Here is a 21,079-nt window from a genome sequence, read left to right as displayed (position 1 = left end):
TTGAGCCGCCTTTCTTATTCCTGGACCAGGACGACGTTCTCGAAGCTGAGAACCTTGGTGCCGTCCTCGTTGTAGGCTTCGCCTTCAAGTGTCAGCAGGCGCCAGCCGGGCCGGGAGGCAAGTGACCGATGCGAGACGGCCTTGCGGGTAAAGGTGATCGTCTCGCCGGCGTAGACGGGCCGCAGCCACTTCAGGTTCTCGAAGCCGGGGGAGGGGCCGAATACCGGCCAGTCAGCCGTCCATAGGCCGTTCCGTCGCTCTTCTTCCTGTTGCAGGAGATTGTACTTCATCCAGTTTGCGCAGGTGTGCCAGCCCGAGGCGCACAGCGAGCCGAATACCGTGCCACGCGCCGCGTCCTCGTCGCTGTGGAATGGCTGCGGGTCAAATTTCTTGGCGAAAGCCTTGATCTCCTCGGCGGTGAAGGTGTGCGTGCCGAGAGTGACGGCCTCACCGATGCGGAGGCGCTCGTCGAAAGTCATGCTGCTGCCTCCCGCTTGAGGAACATTCCGGTATGCTTGCACTGCATGACCACGTCGCCGTTCTGGTTCGTCAGGTCATGGCGCACGGTGACGAAGCCGAGGTCAGGGCGCGAATTCGAAAGCCGTGTCGCCAGCACCGTCATCGTGCCGCGGAGGGTGTCACCGGCTAGCACCGGGCGCATCCAGCGCACATAGTCGATGCCGGGTGCGCCCTGGGAGGTCGAGTCGAGCAGGAAAGCGTCGCACATCAGGCGCATCAGCATCGCGCAGCTGTGCCAGCCGGAGGCGGCGAGGCCGCCCAGGATGGAGGCCTTGCCGGCTTGCTCGTCGAGATGCATCGGCTGGGCGTCGAACTCGGAGGCGAATTCGATGATCTCCTCCGCGGTGACGTGCTTCTCGCCGAGGTCGAGGGTCATGCCCTCCTGAAAATTCTCGAACGCCCACTTCTTCGTGGTCATCTGCAAATCCTGTTCAAGCTTGAACAATCAGTTTGCCGGATGCGGTAATGCATTGCAACCGGCGAAGGCCGTGCACTCTATCTGGCAGGGCGTGTGACAGGAAGGGGCAGGGAAGGTCCGCGGCCAGGCGCTGGAGCTACGGAGCGTTCTTGCTTGGGCTTTGGTCCCTAAACGGAAAAGGCGGCCCGCAGGCCGCCTTGGTTCGCCGTCAGACGTTGAACTTGAAGAGCAGGACGTCGCCGTCCTGCACGACATATTCCTTGCCTTCGTCCCGGGCCTTGCCGGCCTCCTTGGCGCCGGCTTCGCCGCCAAGGGTGACATAGTCGTTGTAGGCGATCGTCTGGGCGCGGATGAAACCGCGCTCGAAATCGGTGTGGATCACGCCGGCAGCCTGCGGCGCCTTGGTACCCTTCACGATCGTCCAGGCGCGCGTCTCCTTGGGGCCTGCCGTGAAGTAGGTGATGAGGTCGAGCAGTTCGTAGCCAGCGCGGATCAGGCGGTCGAGGCCCGGTTCCTCGAGACCCATTTCGGTCAGGAATTCCTTCGCTTCCTCGTCCGGCAGCTGGGCAACCTCGGCCTCGATCGCGGCCGAGATGATGACGGTGCGTGCGCCCTGCTCGGCGGCCATTTCGGCAACCTTCCTGGTGTGCTCGTTGCCGGTAGCGGCTTCCGCCTCTGCGACGTTGCAGACATAGAGGACCGGCTTGGAGGTGAGGAGGTTCAGGGTCTTGAGGATCGCAAGCTCCTCCGACGAGATGCCTTTGAGCATCATGCGGACCGGCTTGCCGTTCTGCAGCAACTCCAGCGCCTGTTCCATGACCGGCAGGATGGTCAGCGCTTCCTTGTCCTTGCCGGTTGCGCGCTTGCGGATCTGGACGATGCGGCGCTCGAGGCTGTCGAGGTCGGCGAGCATCAGCTCGGTCTCGACGGTCTCGGCGTCCGCGACCGGATCGATGCGGCCCTCGACGTGGGTGATGTCGTCGTCCTCGAAGCAGCGCAGCACGTGGACGATGGCGTCCACCTCGCGGATGTTGGCGAGGAACTGGTTGCCGAGGCCTTCGCCCTTCGATGCTCCGCGCACGAGGCCGGCGATGTCGACGAAGGAGATGCGGGTTGGAATGATTTCCTTGGAGCCGGCGACCTTGGCGATCTGCTGCATGCGCAGATCGGGAACCGCAACCTCACCGGTGTTCGGCTCAATGGTGCAGAAGGGATAGTTCGCCGCCTGCGCTGCCGCCGTGCGTGTCAGCGCGTTGAACAGCGTCGACTTGCCGACATTGGGCAGCCCGACGATGCCGCATTTGAAGCCCATGATCTGGTCCTGTCAGGTGATGGAAAATTGAGACAGGCTATGGGCGATAGGGGGGCGGATCGTCAACCCCTCGTCAGGTCGCAAGGCTCCAGAGCAGCCAAATCGCGCCGCCCAGAACGACGAGTCCCAGCAAGGCGAGCAGCCCGTCACGTGCCAGCATCGCCAGTGCAAACAGGGCAATGGCAGCGGCGATGATCGTCGCCGACATCGGCACCAGCTCAAGCGCCGGGACCATCAAAGCAAGGGTAAAGCACAGCAGCGCCCAGAGGCGATCGAACGGCGCGACGACCAGAGCCGAGAGGCGGCGGTCGATGACGCCATCGACAACCCTCGCGGGGCGGTTGAGCCAGGAAACAATCTGATCGATCCGGCTGCTGGGCAGGGTGGCGCGCAGGATGAAGTCGGGCAGCCACAGTTTCTCACGCGCAATCATCATCTGGACGGCGGTGAGGGCAATCGCGACCGCACAGATGGTCGCCACGCCGAAGATTGCCGTCAGCGGCGAGATCATGATGAGGGCAGGCAGGAGGATCAGCGGCGGGAACGCGCCATCGCCGATGCGGTCGACCACATCGGCGAGGGAAACCCGGTCGGCGCCTTTTGCCGCGTCTTCGACGCAGTCGAGCACCTCGACGACCGATTCAGGACTGCTGTTGTTCTCCATGCCGCAGAAAGGCTCCGAGGCGCACAAGGTTCCAGCGGTCAGGCGTCTCGCTTGACCCTGTAGCGCGAATGGATTGCCCCGTTTGCAAGCGGCTTGGCGAAGTCGAGGTCGAGCCAGACGTCGCGCCCTGGATGTCCGAAGGCCGGAAGGCCCTTGCCGAGGATCACCGGGATGGTGCCGATCTCGATCGTGTCGAGGAGACCGTCGCGCAGGAACTGTTGGACGAGGTCGCCGCCGCCAAACAGCCAGATGCGCCCAGCCGCTCCGCGTTCACGAAGGTTCGCGAGCAGATCGGCAGGCGAGCCGGATAACGCCTGGACGCCCTCCGGCGCATCCTCAATTGCACGGCTGGTGGCGACGGTGACGGGCCAGCGGCCGTAGTCCCATCTGCCGCCGCCGCGCGCAGCCTCGTAGGAGCCGCGGCCCATGACGATACCGCTTAGCGAGTCGAGAAAGCTGTCGAAGTCGTAGTCCGCGTCGGCCGGATAATTATCAAGCCAGTCAAACGCCCCGTCGGGTCTCGCGATGAAGCCATCGAGGCTCATTGCGAACATGTAGATGACATCGTTGCTCATGGCAGGAATCACTCCTTGTTGCCAAAGAGCTTCCTTAGCATCTCGGCCATCGGGCCTTTGTCAGGAATGTTCATCGCCGGCTTTTGCGGGCGTGCCTGGCGGATGTGGCTCTGTCCCTTCGGCTCAGGCTTTTTCTCCGGCTTTGCCGGTGATGGCTCCGAGCCGCGCAGGGCGATGGCCAGCTTGCTCATGAAGCCGTTGTCGTCACCGGCGACCAGCTTGTCGATCTCGGCGGCGATCGCCTCGAGCAGGGGATCCAGCCATTCGTGGTCGGCCTTGGCGAAGTCTCCGAGGACATGGTGCGTCACCATTTCCTTGATGCCCGGATGGCCGATGCCGATGCGAACGCGGCGGTATTCCTTGCCGCAATGCGCGTCGATGGAGCGGATGCCGTTATGGCCGCCTGCGCCGCCGCCCGTCTTCACGCGGACCTTGCCGGGCGGCAGGTCGAGTTCGTCGTAAAGGACGATCAGCTGCGACGGTTCGATCTTGTGGAAGCGCATGGCTTCGCCGACCGACTGGCCGGACAGGTTCATGAAAGTCTGCGGCTTGAGCAGCAACAACTTCTCGCCGCCGATGCGCCCTTCGGCGACAAGCCCCTGGAACTTCTTCGACCAGGGAGAAAACGAATGGCGGTGGGCAATCGCGTCCACCGCCATGAAGCCGACATTGTGCCGGTTGTTCTCGTATTTCGAGCCGGGATTGCCGAGGCCTGCAATGAGCAGCATGACGGTTCTCCCAGCCCGGGAGCCTTACTCTTCGCCTTCGGCGGCAGCAGCTTCCTCGCCTTCCTCAGACTTGAGGCCGGCCGGGGCTGCAATCGTCGCGATGGTGAAGTCGCGGTCGGTGATGGTCGGCTGAACGCCTTCCGGAAGCTTGACCGCGGAGATGTGGATCGAGTCGCCGAGATCGGTACCGGCCAGATCAACCTCGATGAAGTCCGGGATCTTGTTGGCCGGGACGTGAGCTTCGATCTCGTGACGGACGATGTTCAGCACGCCGCCGCGCTTGATGCCGGCCGACTGCTCTTCATTGATGAAGCGCACCGGGATCTGCACCGTGACGGTGGTGTTCTTGCTGACGCGCAGGAAGTCGACGTGGATCGGGAAGTCGCGAACCGGATCAAGCTGGTAGGCCTTGGGGAGGACCTGAATCTTCTGACCGTCGACGTCGATCGTGGCGATCGTGGTCATGAACCCGCCGCCGTGAATCTTGTAGTAGACGTCCTTGTAGCTCAGCGCGATCGAGAGCGGAGCCTGCTTGTCGCCGTAGATGACGGCGGGGACTTTGCCGTTGCGACGCAGTGCACGGGCGGACCCCTTACCGACCGTATCGCGCGTCTCGGCCTTGAGCTCGTAGGTCTGGCTCATGGCATTTCCTTTCGTTTCAAAACTGGAGTGTTCCCGGGCTGGCCCGAAAACGCCAAACCGGCCGTGTTGGGCACAGCCGATCCGCCCCGTGCTGCCTCCAAGGGTGTCTGCACGGGTGGCGGTGCTATAACCGAAGCGGCTCGCCGGTGCAACCTGAGTCAGGCATCAACCCGGCCGGAACGCAGTTCCTTCATCGACGGCAGGAATACCGTTAGCAGGCCGATCATCGGCAGGAACGAGCAGACCGAATAAACCCACTCGATGCCCCTGACGTCCGCCAGGACGCCGAGCGCGGCTGCGCCCAAGCCACCCATGCCGAAGGACAGGCCGAAGAAGATGCCGCCGACAAGGCCGACTCGGCCCGGCAGCAATTCCTGCGCAAAGACCACGATCGCCGGGAAGGCGGATGCCAGCACCAGGCCGACGATCATCGTCAGCACGCCGCTCCAGAACAGGTCAGCATAGGGCAGGGCAAGCGTGAAGGGCAGCACGCCAAGGATCGAGACCCAGATGACGTTCTTGGCGCCGATGCGGTCGCCGATCGGGCCGCCGAGGATGGTGCCGACCGCAACCGCGCCGAGGAACAGGAACAGCATCATCTGCGCCTGCTGCACATCGAGCGAAAACTTCTCTATCAGGAAGAAGGTGTAATAGCTGCTGATGCTCGCGAGATAGACGTTCTTGCTGAAGACGAGCAGCGTCAGGATCACCAGCGTCTGGACCACGCGCTTCTTCGACACCGGCAGTGTTTTGCTCGCCGCGGCCTTCTTGCCGTTGGCCTTCTGGTAGCGTCCGTACCAGTTGCCGACCTGGCGCAGAACGACCATCGAGATCAGCGCAAGGACAATGAACCAGGCAACACTGGTCTGCCCGCGCGGCACGACAATGAAGGCCGCGAGGAGCGGGCCCAGCGCCGTACCAGTATTGCCGCCGACCTGGAACACCGACTGCGCGAGGCCGTAGCGTCCGCCGGACGCCATACGCGCAACGCGCGAAGCCTCGGGATGGAAGATCGCGGAGCCGATGCCAATGAGGCCGGCGCCGAGGATCAGCATCGGATAGGTCGTCGAAAAGGCGAGCAGCAGCAAGCCGCAGCAGGTCGAGGCACTGCTGACAGGCAGCGACTGAGGCATCGGCTTCTTGTCGGTGTAGAGGCCGATCATCGGCTGCAGAAGCGATGCGGTGAACTGGAAGGTGAAGGTGAGCAGGCCGATCTGCCAGAAGTCGAGGCCGTAGTCTGCCTTGAGCATCGGATAGATGGCCGACAGCAGCGACTGCATCACGTCGTTGATGAAGTGGCAGAGGCAGACCGCCAGCAGAACGGGATAGACGGTACTCTCGGCGCGGGGCGCGCGGGCGCCAGCGGCAATGTCGGTCAAGATCGGAGCTCCTCGCAGCTTCTTGCCCTAACGTCTACGAGCATTGCATGCGTACGTCCTTCGTGGTTTGGTCGATTTCTTACGCAAGTGGGCCACCGCAGCATGACCACCAGTCAGGACGAGGCAGTGACACAAGCGGCCGCGAGAACGCGACTGCAGAACCATCTCGACTGGATCGACACGGCCGAGGGCGCGGTGCTGGCGATTGCCAGCGACTATCCCGACGGATTCAGGGTCAAGAGCCACAAGCACGGCCGCGCGCAGCTCCTGCACGCGCTGACGGGTGTCGTGATGGTCTCGACGGCGCAGGGGCGATGGATGGTTCCGCCCGACCATGCGATGTGGATCCCCGCAGGGATCGAGCATTCCGTCGAGACTCTCGGGTTCGTTCGCATGCGCTCGGCCTATGTCGCACCTGGCACGCTCGATGGCCTGCCTGACAGCGTATGCGTCCTTGCGATGACGGACTTGATGCGCAGCCTCATCATCGAGGCGGTCGAGATCGGCAAGGCGGAGCCCGACGACCGGCGCGGCAGTGCGGTCATGGAGCTGATCCTGCACGAAATCCCGCGGCTTCCGAAGAGGCCATTTGGATTGCCGTTTCCGGCAGATCCTAGGCTTGCAAAGCTGTGCCGCGCGTTCATCGCGTCGCCATCGCCACGCGCGACGATCGATGACTGGGCGCGGCAGGCCGGTATGAGCCGCCGCAGCTTTACGCGCGCATTTGTGACGGAGACGGGGCTAAGCCTTTCCGTCTGGAGGCAGCAGGCAACGCTGTTTGCGGCCTTGCCGCGGCTCGCGGAGGGAGTTTCGGTTACCGAGCTGGCGCTGGATCTTGGGTATGACAGCGCGCCGGCATTCACGACGATGTTTCGCCGGATGCTAGGGGCGTCCCCGCGCGACTATCTGCGTCGCCAGAGCGGGGACGGCCGGAATACGCAGCCTTAGTCGAACAGGCTGGAGACGGACTGCTCGCTGGCAGTACGCGAGATCGCCTCGCCGATCAGGTCGGCAATCGTGACGATGCGGATGTTGTGCGCTGCCTCGACAGCCGAAGTCGGCTGGATCGAGTCGGTGATGACCAGCTCCTTGAGCGCGGAGGAGGTGATGCGGGCAACCGCGCCGCCCGACAGCACGCCGTGGGTGATGTAGGCCGTAACGCTGGTTGCGCCGTTGGCCAGCAGCGCGTCAGCCGCGTTGCAGAGCGTGCCGCCGGAGTCGACGATGTCGTCGATCAGGAGGCAGTCCTTGCCGCGGACGTCGCCGATGATGTTCATGACCTCGGACTCGCCCGGCTTCTCGCGGCGCTTGTCGACGATGGCGAGCAGGGCATCGAGGCGCTTGGCCAGCGAGCGGGCGCGGACCACGCCGCCGACGTCCGGCGAGACGACCATGACGTTCGGCAGCTCGTAGTTGCGCTTCACGTCGCGGGCGAGGACCGGCACGGCGAAGAGGTTGTCGGTCGGGATGTCGAAGAAACCCTGGATCTGGCCGGCATGAAGGTCGAGGGTGAGAACGCGGTCAGCGCCGGCCTGCGTGATGAGGTTGGCGACGAGCTTTGCGGAGATCGGGGTTCGGCCCGAAGCGCGGCGATCCTGACGGGCATAGCCGAAGTAGGGGATCACGGCGGTGATGCGGCGGGCGGAAGACCGGCGGAACGCATCGATCATGATGAGCAATTCCATCAGGTGATCGTTTGCCGGATACGAGGTTGACTGAAGAACGAAGACGTCTTCGCCGCGCACGTTTTCCTGGATCTCGACGAAGATCTCCTGATCGGCGAACCGGCGGACGCTCGCCTTGCCCATAGGTATGTTGAGATAACGGGCGACGGCTTCAGCCAGGACCCGATTTGAGTTGCCAGCGAAGAGTTTCATAGATTTTCCCCGGGGAAGGATATGGGGCGGCTTTTAACGCCGCGGGCGGGTAATGCAAGAGTTGAGGGTGATCTTCTTCCGCTTTTGATCAGATTCCCGGGGGAACCGTTGCGTAAGCGCGTCAGTGTGCCGCTGCCGCATGCGGCATCAGCTCGGGCGCGCGGCGAGCCACGCAGCGAGCTCGTCGAGGGTCTGGTCGGCGATTGCCTCCATCGTCGGCACCTGTACCGAGGCCCAGCCTTCGCCGCCCTGCGCCACGTTCTTGCTCTTGCCCTGGATGCGGTGGACGCGCGTGCCGCTCGGGTCGACCACGTCCCACACGTAGATGACCGTCGTCTCGCCGTTCTCGGTGATGGCCGAAAAGTAGCCCTTGAGGATGTGCGTTGCCGAGGAGTCGCTGACGAGCTTCAGGCCGCGGGTACTGGCCTGGCTGGACAGACGGGATGCGAGTGGCCTCGAGGCGGCTTCCGTCGCGCCGATGATTGGCTCGATCTGGATACGCGCATTCGAAGCCACCGCCGCAGTCTGCGGCGCTGCCTGCTGTTGGGTCTGGTCGTTGATCGGGAACTGCGCCGGGCTCTCAGCCGAGCCGCCGCCCGTGCCGAGCAGCGCGGAAGGCTCGAGAACGTCCTTCGAACTGGTGCACGCGGAAAGCAGCGCTGCGGCGCAAATCACGATCGAAAGGGGCGGTATCCTTGCCACCTGCTTCCTCCGGAGACTGTCGCCTCGTTGCGAGGCCTCGGCCCTTCGTGAGCCGAGTATTATGAAATTATTGAACGATCAAGTCGAGGCCATGCCGCGAGAGTGCCCGGGGCTCGCCCTCGGTGGTGAGATAGGTACGCCCGAGCGTCATGGCAGTCTCTGTGTCCGAATCCATGATGATCATGTGCGCGAAAAGCGTCATGCCCGGCATGATCGGCTCGGGATTGCCCGCATAGAACATCGGCATGTCCATCCAGGACGGCGTAAAGCGCGCGCCGACCGAATAGCCGCAAGCATTTAGCCGGTGGCGGGTGAGGCCAGCTGCTTCCATGACCTTTGCATGCGCGTCGAAGACGTCGCCGAACGTCTTGCCGGGGGTCATCACCTTCTCGACTGCGAGCAGGGCGGCATGGGCAGCCTCGTAGAGCTCCTGATGCCGTTTGGACGCTTTGCCGGTCAGGATCGTGCGCATCATCGGCGCATGATAGTGGTGGTAGACGCCCGCCCACTCCAGCGTCAGCTGGTCGTTCTTGTTGAGCTTGCGGCGGCCGGCCTTGTAGCGGCACAGCAGCGCGTCGGCGCCCGAGCCGATGATGAACTCATTGGCCGGATAGTCGCCACCACCAGCAAAGATCGCGCCCTGCATGGCAGCGAGGATCGCACCTTCGTCGCCACCTTGCCGGATCAGCGGAAGTGCCGCATCGAGGGCGTCGTCGGCGAGTGCCGCGGCCTTCTCCACCTTCGCGATCTCGGCCTCGCTCTTGTAGAGGCGCAGGCGCGGGATGATCGAGGAGGCATCCTCAGTCGTCGCGAAGGTCTTCATCTCCTCATCGAGCAGGCGACCGTTCTTCGCGGTCAGGCCGTGCGTGTCGTACTCGATGCCGATGCGGCAGCCGAGGAGGTCGAGGTCGTTGAGGAGGTTGCGCAGGTCCGCGGCGGGGTTGGCGCCGTCGCGGTCCGTCCACACGACGATGTTGTCGAGCGTGGAAGTGTGACGCGCCTGGCGCAGGTCCGCCGAGCGCGTCATCAGGATCATGGAGCCATCGGCCTTCACGACGAGGCACTGGAAGAAGCAGAAGCCGAAGGTGTCGTAGCCTGTCAGCCAGTACATGCTCTCCTGCGCGAAGATGAGCATGGCATCGAGCTTGCGATCCGCCATCTCGATGACCAGCCGGTCGCGTCGCGCGTCAAATTCAGTCCTGTCGAAATGCAGCGCCATCAGCTGGCCTCCAGTGCAATTGCCGAAATCTGGCGTCCGTAATCGGGCTCCCCGCGGTGCGTGGTGCGCCGGTAGGAGAAAAACAGCTCTTCTTCCGCGTAAGTGCAGCGGCTGAGCATGCTGGCAATGACGCCAGCCTTCGAAAGTCGATCGACCGTATAGCCGTTGAGGTCGAACATGGAATGGCCATCCTTCGCCGACGGCTTGAACCAGACCGCGTTGGCCGGGTCCGCATCGACGAAGCGGGCGACGAATTCGGGGCCGACCTCGTAGTTCGCGACGCTGATCGATGGGCCGAGCACAGCCGTGATGTTCTCCCGGTTAGCGCCCAGCTTCTCCATCGCCTCAATGGTTGCCTCGAGAACGCCAGTGAACGCGCCCTTCCAGCCGGCATGAGCCGCGCCGATCACCTGTGCCTGCGGATCGGCGAACAGCACCGGGCCGCAATCGGCGGTCAGGACACCAAGCGCAATGCCGGGGGTGTCGGTGACCATTGCATCCGCTTTGGGGCGATCGCCCGAAAACGGTTCCCGCACGACGAGCGCGTCGGCCGAGTGGACCTGATAGAGGGTGACGAGGTGCGTCGGTGGCACGCCCATCCAGTTTGCGATGCGGGCGCGGTTTTCCGCGACCTTTTCCGGCGCGTCATTCGAGCCGACGCCGGCGTTCAGCCCGCGATAGATTCCTTCGGAGACGCCCCCGACCCGGGTGAAGAAGCCGTGCCTGATCCCATTCGAGGCAAACCGTTCGAGTTCGGGAGACCGGAGCGGATCCGGTCGAACAGCTTCCAGCATGTGCCGTCCTTATCGTTTCAAGTCGCCGAGGCGCCTGGTTTCGTTTCTTGCCGGCTGCGTTTTGCGGCGCGGATCGTGGGGCAGGGGGCGGGTGAAAGTCAATCCGCCGGATCGAAGCCCGGCAGCGCGACGTTTTCGGGCGACACTGCCAGCACCTTGAACAGGCTGCCCATCTGGACCGGGCCGGCAAGGCGTTCGACTTCGCCGCGCAGCCGCTCGCGAACGTCTTCGCCAGCCTTGCTGCCGAGAGCGCCGGCGCGTTCGAGCAGACCCATGCGCAGGAGGAAATCGCCTTGCGTGCAGAGCCGTGGCCTGAGCCCACTGGCTTGAGCCACCGCGACCAGTGCGGCGAAGTCTACATGGGTCGTCAGGTCCGCCTCGCCGGGATGGGCGAAGACGTCGTCATAAGCATGAGCCTTCATCGCCTGCAGCGTGTCGGCGAAGCCGGGCTCGAGGTGGCCGTAGTCGATGAACAGCCCGGCGCCGCCGTTCGTCGCAATGCGCGTCGAAAGCTCCGCCATCAGCGCCGAGCGGGCAGGCGCGGCCTCGAAGATCGCGCCGATCTCCGCCTCCTTGCCGGTAGGTAGCAGCGCCAGATCGATGCTGGCCAGACCCGCGGAGAAGCAGAGTTCGCCAGCCTCGTCGAGCGCGACCATGCGTTCGCGCCAGCCCTGTTCGGTATTTACGAACTGGCGCACCGGCATTGCGTCGAACAGCTCATTCGCGATGACGAAGAGCGGACCATCAGGCAGGTCGGAAACCTGCGTGTACCAGCTCGGCTTGGCGCGGCCAGCAGTCGCGAACCTTTCGCGCTGGATTTCAGTGAGCCGCGGGCTCGCCTCGATCAGCGCAATGCGCGCCGTGGCGATGAAGCCGGGATCGAGCCGGTCGATCGTGCGCAGCATGTCGATCATCAGCGTGCCGCGGCCGGGGCCGATCTCGGCGAAGGTGAAGGGCACCGGCTTTCCAGCGGCGATCCATGCGGAATAGGCCCAGACGCCGACTAGCTCGCCGAACATCTGGCTGATCTCCGGCGAGGTGATGAAGTCGCCGGAGACGCCGAACGGCTCGCGCGTCGTGTAGTAGCCGTCTGTCGGGTCGAACAGGCACATTGCCATGTATTCCGAGACCGAAATCGGCCCGGTGGTGGCAATCAGCTGCTTCAGTCGTTCCTTCAGCGCCGTCATGCGGGCACCGACCGTGCGCGCAGCATTGCCCAGATGCCGATCAGCACCATCGGGGTCGACAGGATCATGCCCATGGTCAGCCAGTTGCCGGCGAGATAGCCGATATGCGCATCCGGCTGGCGGAAGAACTCGACAAAGATGCGGGCGCAGCCATAGCCCGCGATCATCGCGCCGGCGACGAAGCCGGGCTGCTTCAGCTTGAGCGCGGAGTGTGTGAGGAGGCGCAGCAGGAAGAACAGCACGAAGCCTTCGAGGAAGGCCTCGTAGAGCTGGCTCGGATGGCGCGGCTCTGGCCCGCCGTTCGGGAAAATGATGCCCCACGGCACGTCGGTCGGACGGCCCCAAAGCTCGGAATTGATGAAGTTAGTGACGCGGACCAGCCCAAAGCCGACGGGAGCGCTTGCGGCAATCACGTCGAACAGGCTCCAGGGACTGAAGCCGCGCTTCAGCGCGAAGGCGATCATGGCGACGGTGACGCCGGTGAGGCCGCCATGGAACGACATGCCGCCCTCCCATACCGCGAAGATGCTGGCCGGGTTCTCGGCGTATTTGGCGAAGTCGTAGAACAGGATGTAGCCGAGGCGGCCGCCCAGAACCACGCCGGCCGCGGCCCAGAGCAGGAAGTCATCGATGTCCGCGGCCGTGATTGGCGAGCCTTTGGGACCCCAGAGCTTAGGATTGGTGACGATGCGCTTGGCGTACCACCAGCCGAACAGCAACCCCACCACATAACCCAACCCGTACCAGTGGATCGCGAGCGGACCGAGCTGGACGATGACCGGGTCAATCTGGGGGAAGGGCAGGGCAGCGAGAGGCAGGAGAAGGTCGTCGCTCAAGTCTGGATTCCCGGCCGGTTGCGCTCGTTCCCATATGATCGTCCGGCCGGATCAGGTCAAGGCGCGGGGCCTTCCATTCGCCTTGCATTCGCTGGCACAGGGCACTACTTCCGTCCTGTATTCTCTAGCGAGGCTTTTGCCATGACGACCGGACCGAACCGCATTCTCGATGAATTTGCCAAGCTGATGACGGATGCTGCGGGTGCAGCTCAGGGCGTGCGCCGGGAAGTCGAGACGGCGTTCCGCAGTCAGGCCGAGCGCATCCTGAACTCCATGGACGTGGTCCAGCGCGAGGAGTTCGAGGTGGTTCGCGACATGGTCCTGAAGCTGCGTGCCGACAACGAAAAGCTGGCAAATCGAGTCTCTGAACTCGAGGCACAACTGGGTGCGGCGGCGTCAGGTACTGCCGAAACTGCCAAGCCGGGCTCGCGGACGAAAAAATCTTCCTGATCCGGGCAGTTTCTTTTCCACATCCCCTAAGGTGAAAAAAGCGTTACGGCAGAGTCGGTTAGACTCTGCCTTTGAATCAGGTTCTGAATCTCTATCCACACCCGGTTCGCCAGTTCCCCAAAAAAGGGGCTGTTCACGCGACTCTGCATCAATAGACTGAATTTGTTGCATGATTCGAGACGCTGATTTGACGGCTCGAAGGCAACGGGTGGCTTGGCCCGGACGAGCATTGTGTGCGTAGCTCGCCTCCGGCCTTCCTTCTGTACCGGTGTTTCATAGCGGATGCGCTCCATGTGAACGCATACGGTGCCCTTATTATTGCCTGTGGGAAGAGACTCTTCATGAGCCTGCTTGAACTGGACCTTGCTCGAGATCTGCATCCGGTGGACGTCATCGAGCATGTGGCCAACATGAACGACTGGTCCTTCGAACGCACCGGGGACGATGAGATCTCGATTTCCGTGATCGGAAACTGGACCGACTATCACGTGTCCTTTTCCTGGATGGAGGATTTCGAGGCTCTCCATCTGGCATGTGCCTTCGATCTCAAGGTGCCCGAGAACCGTACCCTCGAGGTGATGCGCCTGCTGTCGCTCATCAACGAACAGATGCTGTTCGGCCATTTCGACCTGTGGGAACAGGAAGGGGCGATCATGTTCCGCCAGTCGCTGCTGCTCGCAGGCGGCGCGGAGCCTACCAGCCAGCAGGTCGAGGTGCTGCTGTCGTCGGCGCTCGAGGCCTGCGAATGCTACTTCCAGGCATTCCAGTTCGTCGTCTGGTCCGGCTCGACCGCGCGCGACGCGCTCTCCAACGTTCTATTCGAGACCAAGGGTTCCTGCTGACACCATGAGCGGGGGGAGTGAGCTTCGTCCGCCGATCGAATATGCGGACTTTGACCGGGTCGACATTCGCGCCGGTACCATCATCGAGGTCGAGCCTTTTCCCGAGGCTCGCAAGCCTGCATACAAGATGAAGATCGACTTCGGGCCGCAGATCGGCGTGAAGAAGACGTCAGCGCAGATCACCAGGCACTACACGCCCGAGACGCTTGTCGGCCGCCAGGTGATGGCGGTGGTGAATTTTCCGCCGCGCCAGATCGGCAGGTTCATGTCGGAAGTGCTGACGCTCGGCTTTTCGGACGAGAACGGCGACGTGGTGCTGGCTGCCATCGACAAGAAGGTGCCGAACGGCGGCAAGCTGTACTAGCAGCTTTCCTGCACGACACTTCGATCAAGCCGGAATGCGGATGATCGCCCTGAGGCCGCCCAGAGGGCTGTCATCGAGCGTGATGTCGCCGCCGTGGCTGCGGGCGATGTCGCGCGCGATCGAAAGCCCGAGGCCGGTGCCGCTGGCGTCCAGGTTGCGCGCCGTGTCGAGGCGTAGGAACGGCTTGAAGACATCCTCGCGCTTCTCTGGCGGGATGCCCGGGCCGTCGTCATCGATGACGATGAGCAACGAGCCGCGCGCATGCGAGGCCTTCACCTCGATGTTCCTGGCATAGCGCATCGCGTTGCCGACGATGTTGGACAACAGGCGCGAGAAGGCGTTCGGACGTACGTGGATTTCCGGGCTGCCGGATAGTGACGTCGTCAGCGTGCGCTTGCGCAGCCGTGCCTCCTCGACCAGCTTTTCGAGGAAGGCAGCAAGATCGAAAAGCCCAGGATCCTCGCCGCCTTCGCCGCGCGCGAAGGCAAGGTAGCCCTCCAGCATCGACTGCATGTCGTTGATGTCCTGGTCCAGCGCCTCGCGGTCTGGCCTGTTGCCGCCAAGCGCAAGTTGCAGCTTGAACCGGGTCAGGATGGTGCGCAGGTCGTGGCTGACGCCGGTGAGCATCGCCGTGCGCTGCTCGATCTGGCGCTCGATACGTTCGCGCATCTGGATGAAGGCGGCGCCGGCGCGCCGGACCTCCTCCGCGCCACGCGGGCGGAAATCGGCGGGCATCGGCCGGCCCTTGCCGAAGCTTTCGGCGGCCTCCGCGAGCTGCAGGATCGGGCGGATCTGGTTTCGCAGAAACGCCACCGCGATGGCGAGCAGCACCACCGACGTGCCAGCCATCCAGAGCAGGAAGATGTGCGTGTTCGACGCGTAGGTGTGGCTGCGGCGGGCAAATACGCGCAGCACCTTGTCCTCAAGGCGGATGCGGATCTCGACGATGCTGGAGTTGCCAACGGTATCCAGCCAGAACGGACGGTTGATCTGCTGGGTGATCTGCTCGCTGAGCGTCTGGTCGAGGATCGAAAAAAACGGCTTTGGCCCCGGCGACGGCAGCGGGTCGGGCGGCAGGATGTCGATGCGCATCTGCAGCCGCTCCTGGGCGATGCGGACGATTTCCGTCTGGTCCTCGGTCGTCGGCCAGGTCTCGATCATGTCGATAACCGCCGCGATGTCGCGCACGACCGCGGTCGACAGACGCACCGTCACCGTCTGCCAGTGGCGCTCCATGAAGACGAAGGCCACCAGCGACTGGAACAGGATCATTGGCGCGATGACGATGATCAGCGAGCGCGCATAGAGGCGCTTCGGCAGGTACCGCTGGAAATTCGGCAGCAGCCGCCGCAGGCCACGAAGGAGGGGATAGACACGGGAACGGACTCGTTCGGCACGCGATCCGGCACCGCGGGAATCCGTGGTTTCGGAACGTGCCATGCTGCCCTTTCTGTCGCTTCGTTGCCTGCGCCGCTACTCGACGCTGAGGCGATATCCTACACCGCGCACGGTCTGGAGCCACACCGGATTGGACGGGTCGCGCTCGATCTTGCGCCTGAGGCGATTGATCTGGACGTCAATGGTGCGCTCGCCGACCTCGGCATCCGAGCCGACCAGCTCGTGGCGCGGGATCGTCTCGCCGGCACGCTGGGCGAATATGGCGAGGATTTCCTGCTCGCGATCAGTGAGCTTCAGCGGCTGGCCGCCCTTCTTCAACTCGCGCTTGGCGATCTGGAACGTGTAGGGGCCGAACACGATCTGCTCGAGCTTCGGCACCGGCTGCGGCCCGCCACGGCGCAGGATGTTGCTGATGCGCAGCAGCAGCTCGCGCGGGTCGAAGGGCTTGGACAGATAGTCGTCAGCGCCGGCCTCAAGCCCCTCGACGCGGTTGTCGGTCTCCGACAGCGCGGTGAGCATCAGGATCGGCACTGACTTTTCCTGGCGTAGCGCCTGCGTCAGCTCGACGCCGGTTTCACCAGGCATCATCACGTCGAGGACAATCAGGTCGAAGTCGAGGCCGACCAGCTTGCGGCGCGCCTCGTCGGCACTGCCGGCAATGGTAATGCGATAGCCATTTTCGGTGAGGAACTGCTTCAGCAGGGTCCTGATGCGGGTGTCGTCGTCAACCACCAGGAGGTGAGGGGCATCGTCGCCCGGAATCTGAGTATCTTGCGTCATCGCAGGTACATCCTCGCCCCTTACTCATACTCGCCGAATGCGCTTGCGCCTGATGGTCTACTCCTGACCCGTCCGAGATATCCTGTCCTTCGGAGCTGCCGCGATCTGGGCGCGCGAATCCGGGTTCATCATATCCAACAGAAACCGCTCGATCACCGCGCGATCACGCGGGGACGTTTCAGCAAGTGCCCGTGCAATGCGGCGTGACTGCGGCATCGCCAGGTCCATTGCCAGCTTGCGGCCTTTTTCCGTCGGGTGCAATTCACGCTGCCTGCGATCGCGCGGTCCCGGTACCTGGACAATATAACCGCCGTCGATCAGCTGCTTGAGAACGCGCGCAAGACTCTGTTTCGTGATCTTCAGGAGTTCCAGAAGCTCCGCCACGGTGAGGCCGGGCCGGCGATTGACGAAGTGGACGATCCGGTGATGGGCACGTCCGAAGCCATATTGCGCAAGCTGCTTGTCAGGATCCGACGTGAAGTCGCGATAGGCGAAGAAGAGCTCCTCGATGATCGCGAAGTCGATGTCGGCCGCCGTTTTGTCCGTCTCGGATTCGGCAAAGGCTGCCGTGGCTTGCTCGCTGGTCATGTCACCTCAGTCATCTTGCCGTCCGAATATGTCAGTGATGTTGACATATTTTCGTCCGGGTGGTAATTTTTGTCAATGTTCGACGCCCATGGCGAACGAATTGGAAAGCGGGACACCTGCTTCCGGAACTTCCTTCAATGCGCTGCACGGCCAGGCATACTACTAGAATTTTCCAAGCTTCGGGTTAGCGAACCGCGCAGCCCGCGTCTAACAAAAACAGGCCTCAAGGCCCCTAGGGAGAACATTATGGCATCCGTTCCTTTCGACCAGCTTGACGGTCACATCTGGATGAACGGCGAGTTCGTCAAATGGGCTGACGCAAAAATCCACGTCCTGACCCACGGCCTTCACTACGCCAGCGCCGTTTTCGAAGGTGAGCGCGCCTATGACGGCGAGATCTTCAAGCTCAACGAGCACACCGAGCGTCTTATCGAATCCGGCCGTATCCTCGGCTTCGAGATTCCCTATACCGCAGAACAGATCAACCAGGCCTGTCGCGATCTTCTGGTGAAACAGGGCTTTACTGACGCCTACGTTCGCCCGATCGCCTGGCGCGGCTCGGAATCGATGGGCGTCGCCGCCCAGAACAACCGCATCAATGTCGCGATCGCCATCTGGCAGTGGCCGAGCTACTTCGACCCGGCGACGAAGATGAAGGGCATCCGCCTCGACATGGCCGAATACCGCCGCCCCGACCCGCGCACCGCACCGTCCCGCGCGAAGGCGGCCGGCCTCTACATGATCTGCACGATCTCCAAGCACTCGGCAGAGGCAAAAGGCTACGCTGATGCGGTGATGCTCGACTGGCGCGGCCAGGTCGCCGAGGCGACTGGCGCGAACATCTTCTTCGTCAAGGACGGCAAGCTGCACACGCCGACCCCGGACTGCTTCCTCGACGGCATCACCCGCCGCACCGTGATTGGCCTTGCCAAGGGCCTCGGCATCGAGGTCATTGAGCGCGCGATCATGCCGGAGGAGATGGCGGACTTCGAGGAGTGCTTCCTGTGCGGCACTGCAGCAGAAGTCACCCCGGTTTCCGAGGTCGGACCGTACCGCTTCACGCCGGGCGCGCTGACCAAGAGGCTGATCGACGCCTATGAGGCCGAGGTCCAGCCGAAGCGTGCGCAGGCCGCGGAATAAGTCTTTCCGGCGATTTTGCAGTCGATAAAGCAGTAATCCCCCGCTTTTTGCGGGGGATCAGACTGCTGACAAAGTTCCGCGAGCCTTCAAATCAGGCTTGTTGATTCCGATCCGTTCTCACTTTGAATCTGAGACGTTCCGTGAATCTCGGGCTCCGGAAAGGTGCGTCGAGGGTTTGTCAACAAACTGATCCCCCGCTTTTTGCGGGGGATTTTCTTTGTGCGCTTTGACAAGCAGGCACAAGAAGAATTCACATCGTTGATGGGGGGCACAAGAGCCGGTCTTTCATGGAGGGAACGAAAGTGGAAGCTCTTCTACCTATCATTGTGCAGGTCATTGCCGGTGTCGTCGGAGGTCAGGCCGTCGGCGCTGCGATGAAGCAGGCAGCGATGAGCCAGCTGCCGAAGCTGCTAAGCGGTGCCATCGGCGGCGTGGCTGGCGGTCAGATCCTCGGCGCGCTGCTTGGGGGCGGTGCCGACGCAGCGACCGCTGGCGCGCTAGGCGGTCTCCTCGGGGACCTCGTCGGCGGCGCGGGCGGCGGCGCGATCCTTACGGCGATTGTCGGCGCGATCATGAAGAAGTCCTGAGGCAACCGATTGACAGAAGAGGGGCGGTCACGGCTGCCCCTTCCTGCTTACGCATGCTGCCGAAGGTTGCGCCTTTCCCGACTGTCGCGGGGTTCCCAGCAAAACGGCTTCGACTTACTGCCGAATTGCTCTAAGGACGGGGCAGAAAAGAGGAGACAGTCATGGGCCAACTTCGCGCCGGGATCATCCCTGTCACGCCGTTCCAGCAGAACTGCACCATCATGTTCGACGACGAGACGAAGCGGGGAGTGGTTGTCGATCCGGGCGGCGACGTCGAGCACATCGTCGCGGCTATCCGCGAGAACGGCATCACCATCGAGGCCATCTGGATCACCCATGGCCACCTAGACCATGCCGGCGGGGCTATGGAGCTCAAGGAAGAGTTGAGCGTCGACATCATCGGCCCGCATGAGGCCGACAAGATCCTCCTCGACAACATCGAACTTTCCGCCAAGAACTACGGCATCGGCGGCATGCGCAACTGCACGCCGGACCGCTTCCTCTCGGAAGGAGAGGTGGTCTCCTTTTCGGGCCATGAGTTCGAGGTGCTGCACTGCCCGGGCCATGCGCCGGGTCATGTCGTGTTTTACAATCGAGCCGCCAAATTCGCCCATGTCGGCGACGTGCTGTTCCAGGGGTCAGTTGGCCGAACCGACCTGCCGGGCGGCGACCACGAGGCGCTGATCCGCTCTATCAATGAGAAGCTTCTGCCGCTCGGTGATGAGATCGGCTTCATCTGCGGCCATGGCCCGGGCAGSCGCTTCGGCGATGAGCGCCGGTCCAATCCGTTCCTTCGATAGTTGTTTGATAAGGGAGGCCGGCCGAGGCTTGCCTGAAAATAAGAAACACGCGCCAGACGCAGTAGCGCGTGTTTCAATCAATGCCTATCCGCGGCGTGTGCTCGCAGTCTTAGAGGACCGTGAGGTTCACCGCCTTCGGACCCTTGCCGCGCTTGTCCGGCTCGGTCTCGAAGGTGACCTTCTGTCCGTCCTCGAGGCCCGGCAGCCCCGACGCCTGGACGGCAGAGATGTGCACGAACACATCCTTGTCGCCGCCTTCAGGCGTGATGAAGCCGAAGCCTTTGGCGTGATTGAAAAACTTTACTGTTCCACTCTGAGGCATAGGGATGCTCCTTATCTCCCGCTACTTAGTCCCTGCGGGCGACACCCGCGGTGTTCTGGGCATTCCTGGGGGAGAAGAAGAGGCATTCGCGCGCCGGGGTCTAGCCGAAACCCTCTCATTTCGCGGTCACTGGTGAAGCTCTGCAAATTTTGCGTGTCCTGCAATGGTGGCTGCACCAGTGTTTCCTATTCCAGTCTCCGGGCCGGCAAATGCCCGAACGGAAGAATTTGTCCTCGATTTTGCAGTTACGGGCAAGCAAAAGATTTGCCGGAAATCATAGTATAACAAAAACAACAATATAGCTGCCGCGGTCGCGCCCGCAACTCCCAGCCGCCCCGCCCGGAATGATAAATTGTTATGGAGGATGCCGATCCAGTGGGGGCGTGCGGGGTCAAATTTTTCTTGGTGCGGCGCAAGAATTGCGTGCCGCAAGGGCGGCTTTCCGTGCTTGCGGCGCTCCCCAAATCATGCCATGCTGATGACGTTCGGGCATTTGCTACCCGGAGACTGGACCGTTTTGGACGACCTTTCCCCGACTTCGTGAACTCTCGACACCCGCGACCCTGCACACGTCGTGCAGACGCAGCTTACCAAAGGGAACAGGAGCTTCCCCCTATGGCCCAGACCGGCACCGTTAAATTCTTCAATGCAACCAAAGGCTTCGGCTTCATCACGCCTGATGGCGGCGCGAAGGACGTTTTCGTCCACATTTCCGCTGTCGAGGCTTCGGGTCTGCGCACCCTCGTTGATGGCCAGAAGGTCACCTTCGACACGGAGCCGGATCGTATGGGTAAGGGCCCGAAGGCCGTTAACCTGTCGGCTGCATAAGAATCCGACCGAGTTTTGAAGGGCGGCGCGAGCGATCGCGCCGCCTTTCGCATGCGTAGCGCTTCCTTCCTGACAACCTGCTGTCAGGATCGCGTGAATTGACCGATGGCGCGGCCCGGCGCCTCTTT

The 21,079-nt window shown here is 62.8% G+C and carries 26 protein-coding genes; 8 read left to right on the top strand and 18 right to left on the bottom strand.

The annotated features are described in order from the left end of the window. Positions 1 to 14: 14 nt before the first annotated feature. From L610_RS08660 to L610_RS08625, 8 genes are all read right to left on the bottom strand, one after another. Positions 15 to 479 (bottom strand): MaoC family dehydratase, encoded by a 465-nt coding sequence (locus L610_RS08660; protein ID WP_024848993.1) that lies wholly within the window; start codon positions 477 to 479, stop codon positions 15 to 17. Further along, a complete protein-coding gene (locus L610_RS08655; protein WP_024848994.1) occupies positions 476 to 937 on the bottom strand; it encodes a MaoC family dehydratase in 462 nt (153 codons plus the stop codon). Before L610_RS08655 ends, L610_RS08660 begins: the two co-directional genes overlap by 4 nt. 208 nt (positions 938 to 1,145) lie before the next feature. Next, positions 1,146 to 2,249 carry a redox-regulated ATPase YchF gene (ychF, locus tag L610_RS08650; protein ID WP_024848995.1) on the bottom strand — a complete coding sequence of 368 codons (1,104 nt, stop codon included), beginning with the start codon at positions 2,247 to 2,249 and terminating at the stop codon, positions 1,146 to 1,148. A 73-nt stretch (positions 2,250 to 2,322) separates the two neighbouring features. After that, positions 2,323 to 2,913, bottom strand: a complete 591-nt coding sequence (locus L610_RS08645) for an exopolysaccharide biosynthesis protein (protein ID WP_024848996.1) — start codon at positions 2,911 to 2,913, stop codon at positions 2,323 to 2,325. 38 nt (positions 2,914 to 2,951) lie between these two features. Continuing rightward, positions 2,952 to 3,488 carry a dihydrofolate reductase family protein gene (locus tag L610_RS08640; RefSeq protein WP_024848997.1) on the bottom strand — a complete coding sequence of 179 codons (537 nt, stop codon included), beginning with the start codon at positions 3,486 to 3,488 and terminating at the stop codon, positions 2,952 to 2,954. 8 nt (positions 3,489 to 3,496) lie between these two features. Then, positions 3,497 to 4,216, bottom strand: coding sequence for an aminoacyl-tRNA hydrolase (gene pth / locus L610_RS08635; protein WP_144704347.1), 720 nt, complete (start codon positions 4,214 to 4,216; stop codon positions 3,497 to 3,499). Positions 4,217 to 4,240: 24 nt separating this feature from the next. Next, a complete protein-coding gene (locus L610_RS08630) occupies positions 4,241 to 4,858 on the bottom strand; it encodes a 50S ribosomal protein L25/general stress protein Ctc (protein ID WP_024848999.1) in 618 nt (205 codons plus the stop codon). Positions 4,859 to 5,016: 158 nt separating this feature from the next. Next, positions 5,017 to 6,237, bottom strand: a complete 1,221-nt coding sequence (locus tag L610_RS08625; RefSeq protein WP_024849000.1) for an MFS transporter — start codon at positions 6,235 to 6,237, stop codon at positions 5,017 to 5,019. A gap of 102 nt (positions 6,238 to 6,339) precedes the next feature. Here L610_RS08625 and L610_RS08620 point away from each other — a divergent pair, with 102 nt between their 5' ends. After that, on the top strand, positions 6,340 to 7,185 hold the full coding sequence (locus L610_RS08620; RefSeq protein WP_144704343.1) for a helix-turn-helix domain-containing protein: 846 nt from the start codon (positions 6,340 to 6,342) through the stop codon (positions 7,183 to 7,185). Here L610_RS08620 and L610_RS08615 read toward each other — a convergent pair. From L610_RS08615 to lgt, 6 genes are all read right to left on the bottom strand, one after another. Further along, positions 7,182 to 8,114, bottom strand: coding sequence for a ribose-phosphate pyrophosphokinase (locus L610_RS08615; protein WP_024849002.1), 933 nt, complete (start codon positions 8,112 to 8,114; stop codon positions 7,182 to 7,184). The two genes, L610_RS08620 and L610_RS08615, sit on opposite strands and share 4 nt — an antisense overlap. 147 nt (positions 8,115 to 8,261) lie before the next feature. After that, complete coding sequence (locus L610_RS08610) at positions 8,262 to 8,816, bottom strand: hypothetical protein (RefSeq protein WP_024849003.1); 555 nt, start codon at positions 8,814 to 8,816, stop codon at positions 8,262 to 8,264. 67 nt (positions 8,817 to 8,883) lie between these two features. Continuing rightward, positions 8,884 to 10,035, bottom strand: a complete 1,152-nt coding sequence (locus L610_RS08605) for a Xaa-Pro peptidase family protein (protein ID WP_024849004.1) — start codon at positions 10,033 to 10,035, stop codon at positions 8,884 to 8,886. Continuing rightward, positions 10,035 to 10,829: a peptidoglycan editing factor PgeF gene (gene pgeF, locus L610_RS08600; protein WP_024849005.1), complete on the bottom strand. Its 795-nt coding sequence runs from the start codon at positions 10,827 to 10,829 to the stop codon at positions 10,035 to 10,037. Before pgeF ends, L610_RS08605 begins: the two co-directional genes overlap by 1 nt. Positions 10,830 to 10,927: 98 nt before the next feature. Continuing rightward, entirely contained in the window at positions 10,928 to 12,016 is a 1,089-nt protein-coding gene (locus L610_RS08595; protein ID WP_144704341.1) for a class I SAM-dependent methyltransferase, read from the bottom strand. After that, positions 12,013 to 12,852, bottom strand: a complete 840-nt coding sequence (lgt, locus tag L610_RS08590) for a prolipoprotein diacylglyceryl transferase (RefSeq protein WP_144704338.1) — start codon at positions 12,850 to 12,852, stop codon at positions 12,013 to 12,015. The genes L610_RS08595 and lgt overlap by 4 nt, the downstream gene beginning before the upstream one ends. A gap of 141 nt (positions 12,853 to 12,993) precedes the next feature. Here lgt and L610_RS08585 point away from each other — a divergent pair, with 141 nt between their 5' ends. The 3 genes from L610_RS08585 (at position 12,994) to L610_RS08575 (ending at position 14,508) form a co-directional block, all read left to right on the top strand. Continuing rightward, on the top strand, positions 12,994 to 13,302 hold the full coding sequence (locus L610_RS08585) for an accessory factor UbiK family protein (protein WP_144704334.1): 309 nt from the start codon (positions 12,994 to 12,996) through the stop codon (positions 13,300 to 13,302). Positions 13,303 to 13,643: 341 nt separating this feature from the next. Continuing rightward, the gene (locus L610_RS08580; RefSeq protein ID WP_144704332.1) at positions 13,644 to 14,144 is read left to right on the top strand and encodes a YbjN domain-containing protein; all 501 of its coding nucleotides are present in this window, start codon (positions 13,644 to 13,646) and stop codon (positions 14,142 to 14,144) included. Positions 14,145 to 14,148: 4 nt separating this feature from the next. Continuing rightward, positions 14,149 to 14,508 (top strand): tRNA-binding protein, encoded by a 360-nt coding sequence (locus L610_RS08575; protein ID WP_144704329.1) that lies wholly within the window; start codon positions 14,149 to 14,151, stop codon positions 14,506 to 14,508. Between the two features lie 24 nt (positions 14,509 to 14,532). Here the strand turns inward: L610_RS08575 and L610_RS08570 are convergent, their stop codons facing one another. The 3 genes from L610_RS08570 to L610_RS08560 are packed head-to-tail and all read right to left on the bottom strand — an operon-like array spanning position 14,533 to position 17,274. Beyond that, entirely contained in the window at positions 14,533 to 15,948 is a 1,416-nt protein-coding gene (locus tag L610_RS08570) for an ATP-binding protein (protein ID WP_144704326.1), read from the bottom strand. Positions 15,949 to 15,981: 33 nt separating this feature from the next. Then, positions 15,982 to 16,686, bottom strand: a complete 705-nt coding sequence (locus L610_RS08565; RefSeq protein ID WP_144704323.1) for a response regulator — start codon at positions 16,684 to 16,686, stop codon at positions 15,982 to 15,984. 57 nt (positions 16,687 to 16,743) lie between these two features. Next, on the bottom strand, positions 16,744 to 17,274 hold the full coding sequence (locus L610_RS08560) for a MarR family winged helix-turn-helix transcriptional regulator (RefSeq protein WP_144704320.1): 531 nt from the start codon (positions 17,272 to 17,274) through the stop codon (positions 16,744 to 16,746). A gap of 246 nt (positions 17,275 to 17,520) precedes the next feature. Here L610_RS08560 and L610_RS08555 point away from each other — a divergent pair, with 246 nt between their 5' ends. The 3 genes from L610_RS08555 (at position 17,521) to L610_RS08545 (ending at position 19,801) form a co-directional block, all read left to right on the top strand. Beyond that, the gene (locus L610_RS08555; RefSeq protein WP_144704317.1) at positions 17,521 to 18,414 is read left to right on the top strand and encodes a branched-chain amino acid aminotransferase; all 894 of its coding nucleotides are present in this window, start codon (positions 17,521 to 17,523) and stop codon (positions 18,412 to 18,414) included. Between the two features lie 287 nt (positions 18,415 to 18,701). Next, on the top strand, positions 18,702 to 19,001 hold the full coding sequence (locus L610_RS08550; protein ID WP_144704314.1) for a hypothetical protein: 300 nt from the start codon (positions 18,702 to 18,704) through the stop codon (positions 18,999 to 19,001). 161 nt (positions 19,002 to 19,162) lie between these two features. Further along, positions 19,163 to 19,801 carry an MBL fold metallo-hydrolase gene (locus L610_RS08545; RefSeq protein ID WP_144704311.1) on the top strand — a complete coding sequence of 213 codons (639 nt, stop codon included), beginning with the start codon at positions 19,163 to 19,165 and terminating at the stop codon, positions 19,799 to 19,801. A 109-nt stretch (positions 19,802 to 19,910) separates the two neighbouring features. Here the strand turns inward: L610_RS08545 and L610_RS08540 are convergent, their stop codons facing one another. After that, positions 19,911 to 20,123, bottom strand: coding sequence for a cold-shock protein (locus L610_RS08540; RefSeq protein WP_024849017.1), 213 nt, complete (start codon positions 20,121 to 20,123; stop codon positions 19,911 to 19,913). Between the two features lie 615 nt (positions 20,124 to 20,738). On the opposite strand from L610_RS08540, the gene L610_RS08535 reads away from it, so the two are divergent. Then, positions 20,739 to 20,951, top strand: a complete 213-nt coding sequence (locus L610_RS08535; RefSeq protein ID WP_024849018.1) for a cold-shock protein — start codon at positions 20,739 to 20,741, stop codon at positions 20,949 to 20,951. Positions 20,952 to 21,079 lie beyond the last annotated feature (128 nt).

This window comes from Aminobacter sp. J44, from assembly GCF_007829415.1.
GTDB lineage: Bacteria > Pseudomonadota > Alphaproteobacteria > Rhizobiales > Rhizobiaceae > Aerobium.
Note: the sequence above shows the minus strand (reverse complement) of the source record. Positions and strands in the feature narration are given on the sequence as shown.

Coding starts and splice junctions, on each gene's coding strand:
- L610_RS08580 (WP_144704332.1), top strand. CDS start 13,644: ATGAGCCTGCTTGAACTGGACCTTGCTCGAGATCTGCATCCGGTGGAC.
- L610_RS08630 (WP_024848999.1), bottom strand. CDS start 4,858: ATGAGCCAGACCTACGAGCTCAAGGCCGAGACGCGCGATACGGTCGGT.
- L610_RS08540 (WP_024849017.1), bottom strand. CDS start 20,123: ATGCCTCAGAGTGGAACAGTAAAGTTTTTCAATCACGCCAAAGGCTTC.
- L610_RS08595 (WP_144704341.1), bottom strand. CDS start 12,016: ATGACGGCGCTGAAGGAACGACTGAAGCAGCTGATTGCCACCACCGGG.
- L610_RS08620 (WP_144704343.1), top strand. CDS start 6,340: ATGACCACCAGTCAGGACGAGGCAGTGACACAAGCGGCCGCGAGAACG.
- L610_RS08615 (WP_024849002.1), bottom strand. CDS start 8,114: ATGAAACTCTTCGCTGGCAACTCAAATCGGGTCCTGGCTGAAGCCGTC.
- L610_RS08550 (WP_144704314.1), top strand. CDS start 18,702: ATGGAGGGAACGAAAGTGGAAGCTCTTCTACCTATCATTGTGCAGGTC.
- L610_RS08655 (WP_024848994.1), bottom strand. CDS start 937: ATGACCACGAAGAAGTGGGCGTTCGAGAATTTTCAGGAGGGCATGACC.
- L610_RS08575 (WP_144704329.1), top strand. CDS start 14,149: ATGAGCGGGGGGAGTGAGCTTCGTCCGCCGATCGAATATGCGGACTTT.
- ychF (WP_024848995.1), bottom strand. CDS start 2,249: ATGGGCTTCAAATGCGGCATCGTCGGGCTGCCCAATGTCGGCAAGTCG.
- L610_RS08585 (WP_144704334.1), top strand. CDS start 12,994: ATGACGACCGGACCGAACCGCATTCTCGATGAATTTGCCAAGCTGATG.
- pgeF (WP_024849005.1), bottom strand. CDS start 10,829: ATGCTGGAAGCTGTTCGACCGGATCCGCTCCGGTCTCCCGAACTCGAA.
- L610_RS08605 (WP_024849004.1), bottom strand. CDS start 10,035: ATGGCGCTGCATTTCGACAGGACTGAATTTGACGCGCGACGCGACCGG.
- L610_RS08565 (WP_144704323.1), bottom strand. CDS start 16,686: ATGACGCAAGATACTCAGATTCCGGGCGACGATGCCCCTCACCTCCTG.
- L610_RS08640 (WP_024848997.1), bottom strand. CDS start 3,488: ATGAGCAACGATGTCATCTACATGTTCGCAATGAGCCTCGATGGCTTC.
- L610_RS08560 (WP_144704320.1), bottom strand. CDS start 17,274: ATGACCAGCGAGCAAGCCACGGCAGCCTTTGCCGAATCCGAGACGGAC.
- pth (WP_144704347.1), bottom strand. CDS start 4,216: ATGCTGCTCATTGCAGGCCTCGGCAATCCCGGCTCGAAATACGAGAAC.
- L610_RS08645 (WP_024848996.1), bottom strand. CDS start 2,913: ATGGAGAACAACAGCAGTCCTGAATCGGTCGTCGAGGTGCTCGACTGC.
- L610_RS08660 (WP_024848993.1), bottom strand. CDS start 479: ATGACTTTCGACGAGCGCCTCCGCATCGGTGAGGCCGTCACTCTCGGC.
- L610_RS08555 (WP_144704317.1), top strand. CDS start 17,521: ATGGCATCCGTTCCTTTCGACCAGCTTGACGGTCACATCTGGATGAAC.
- L610_RS08535 (WP_024849018.1), top strand. CDS start 20,739: ATGGCCCAGACCGGCACCGTTAAATTCTTCAATGCAACCAAAGGCTTC.
- L610_RS08570 (WP_144704326.1), bottom strand. CDS start 15,948: ATGGCACGTTCCGAAACCACGGATTCCCGCGGTGCCGGATCGCGTGCC.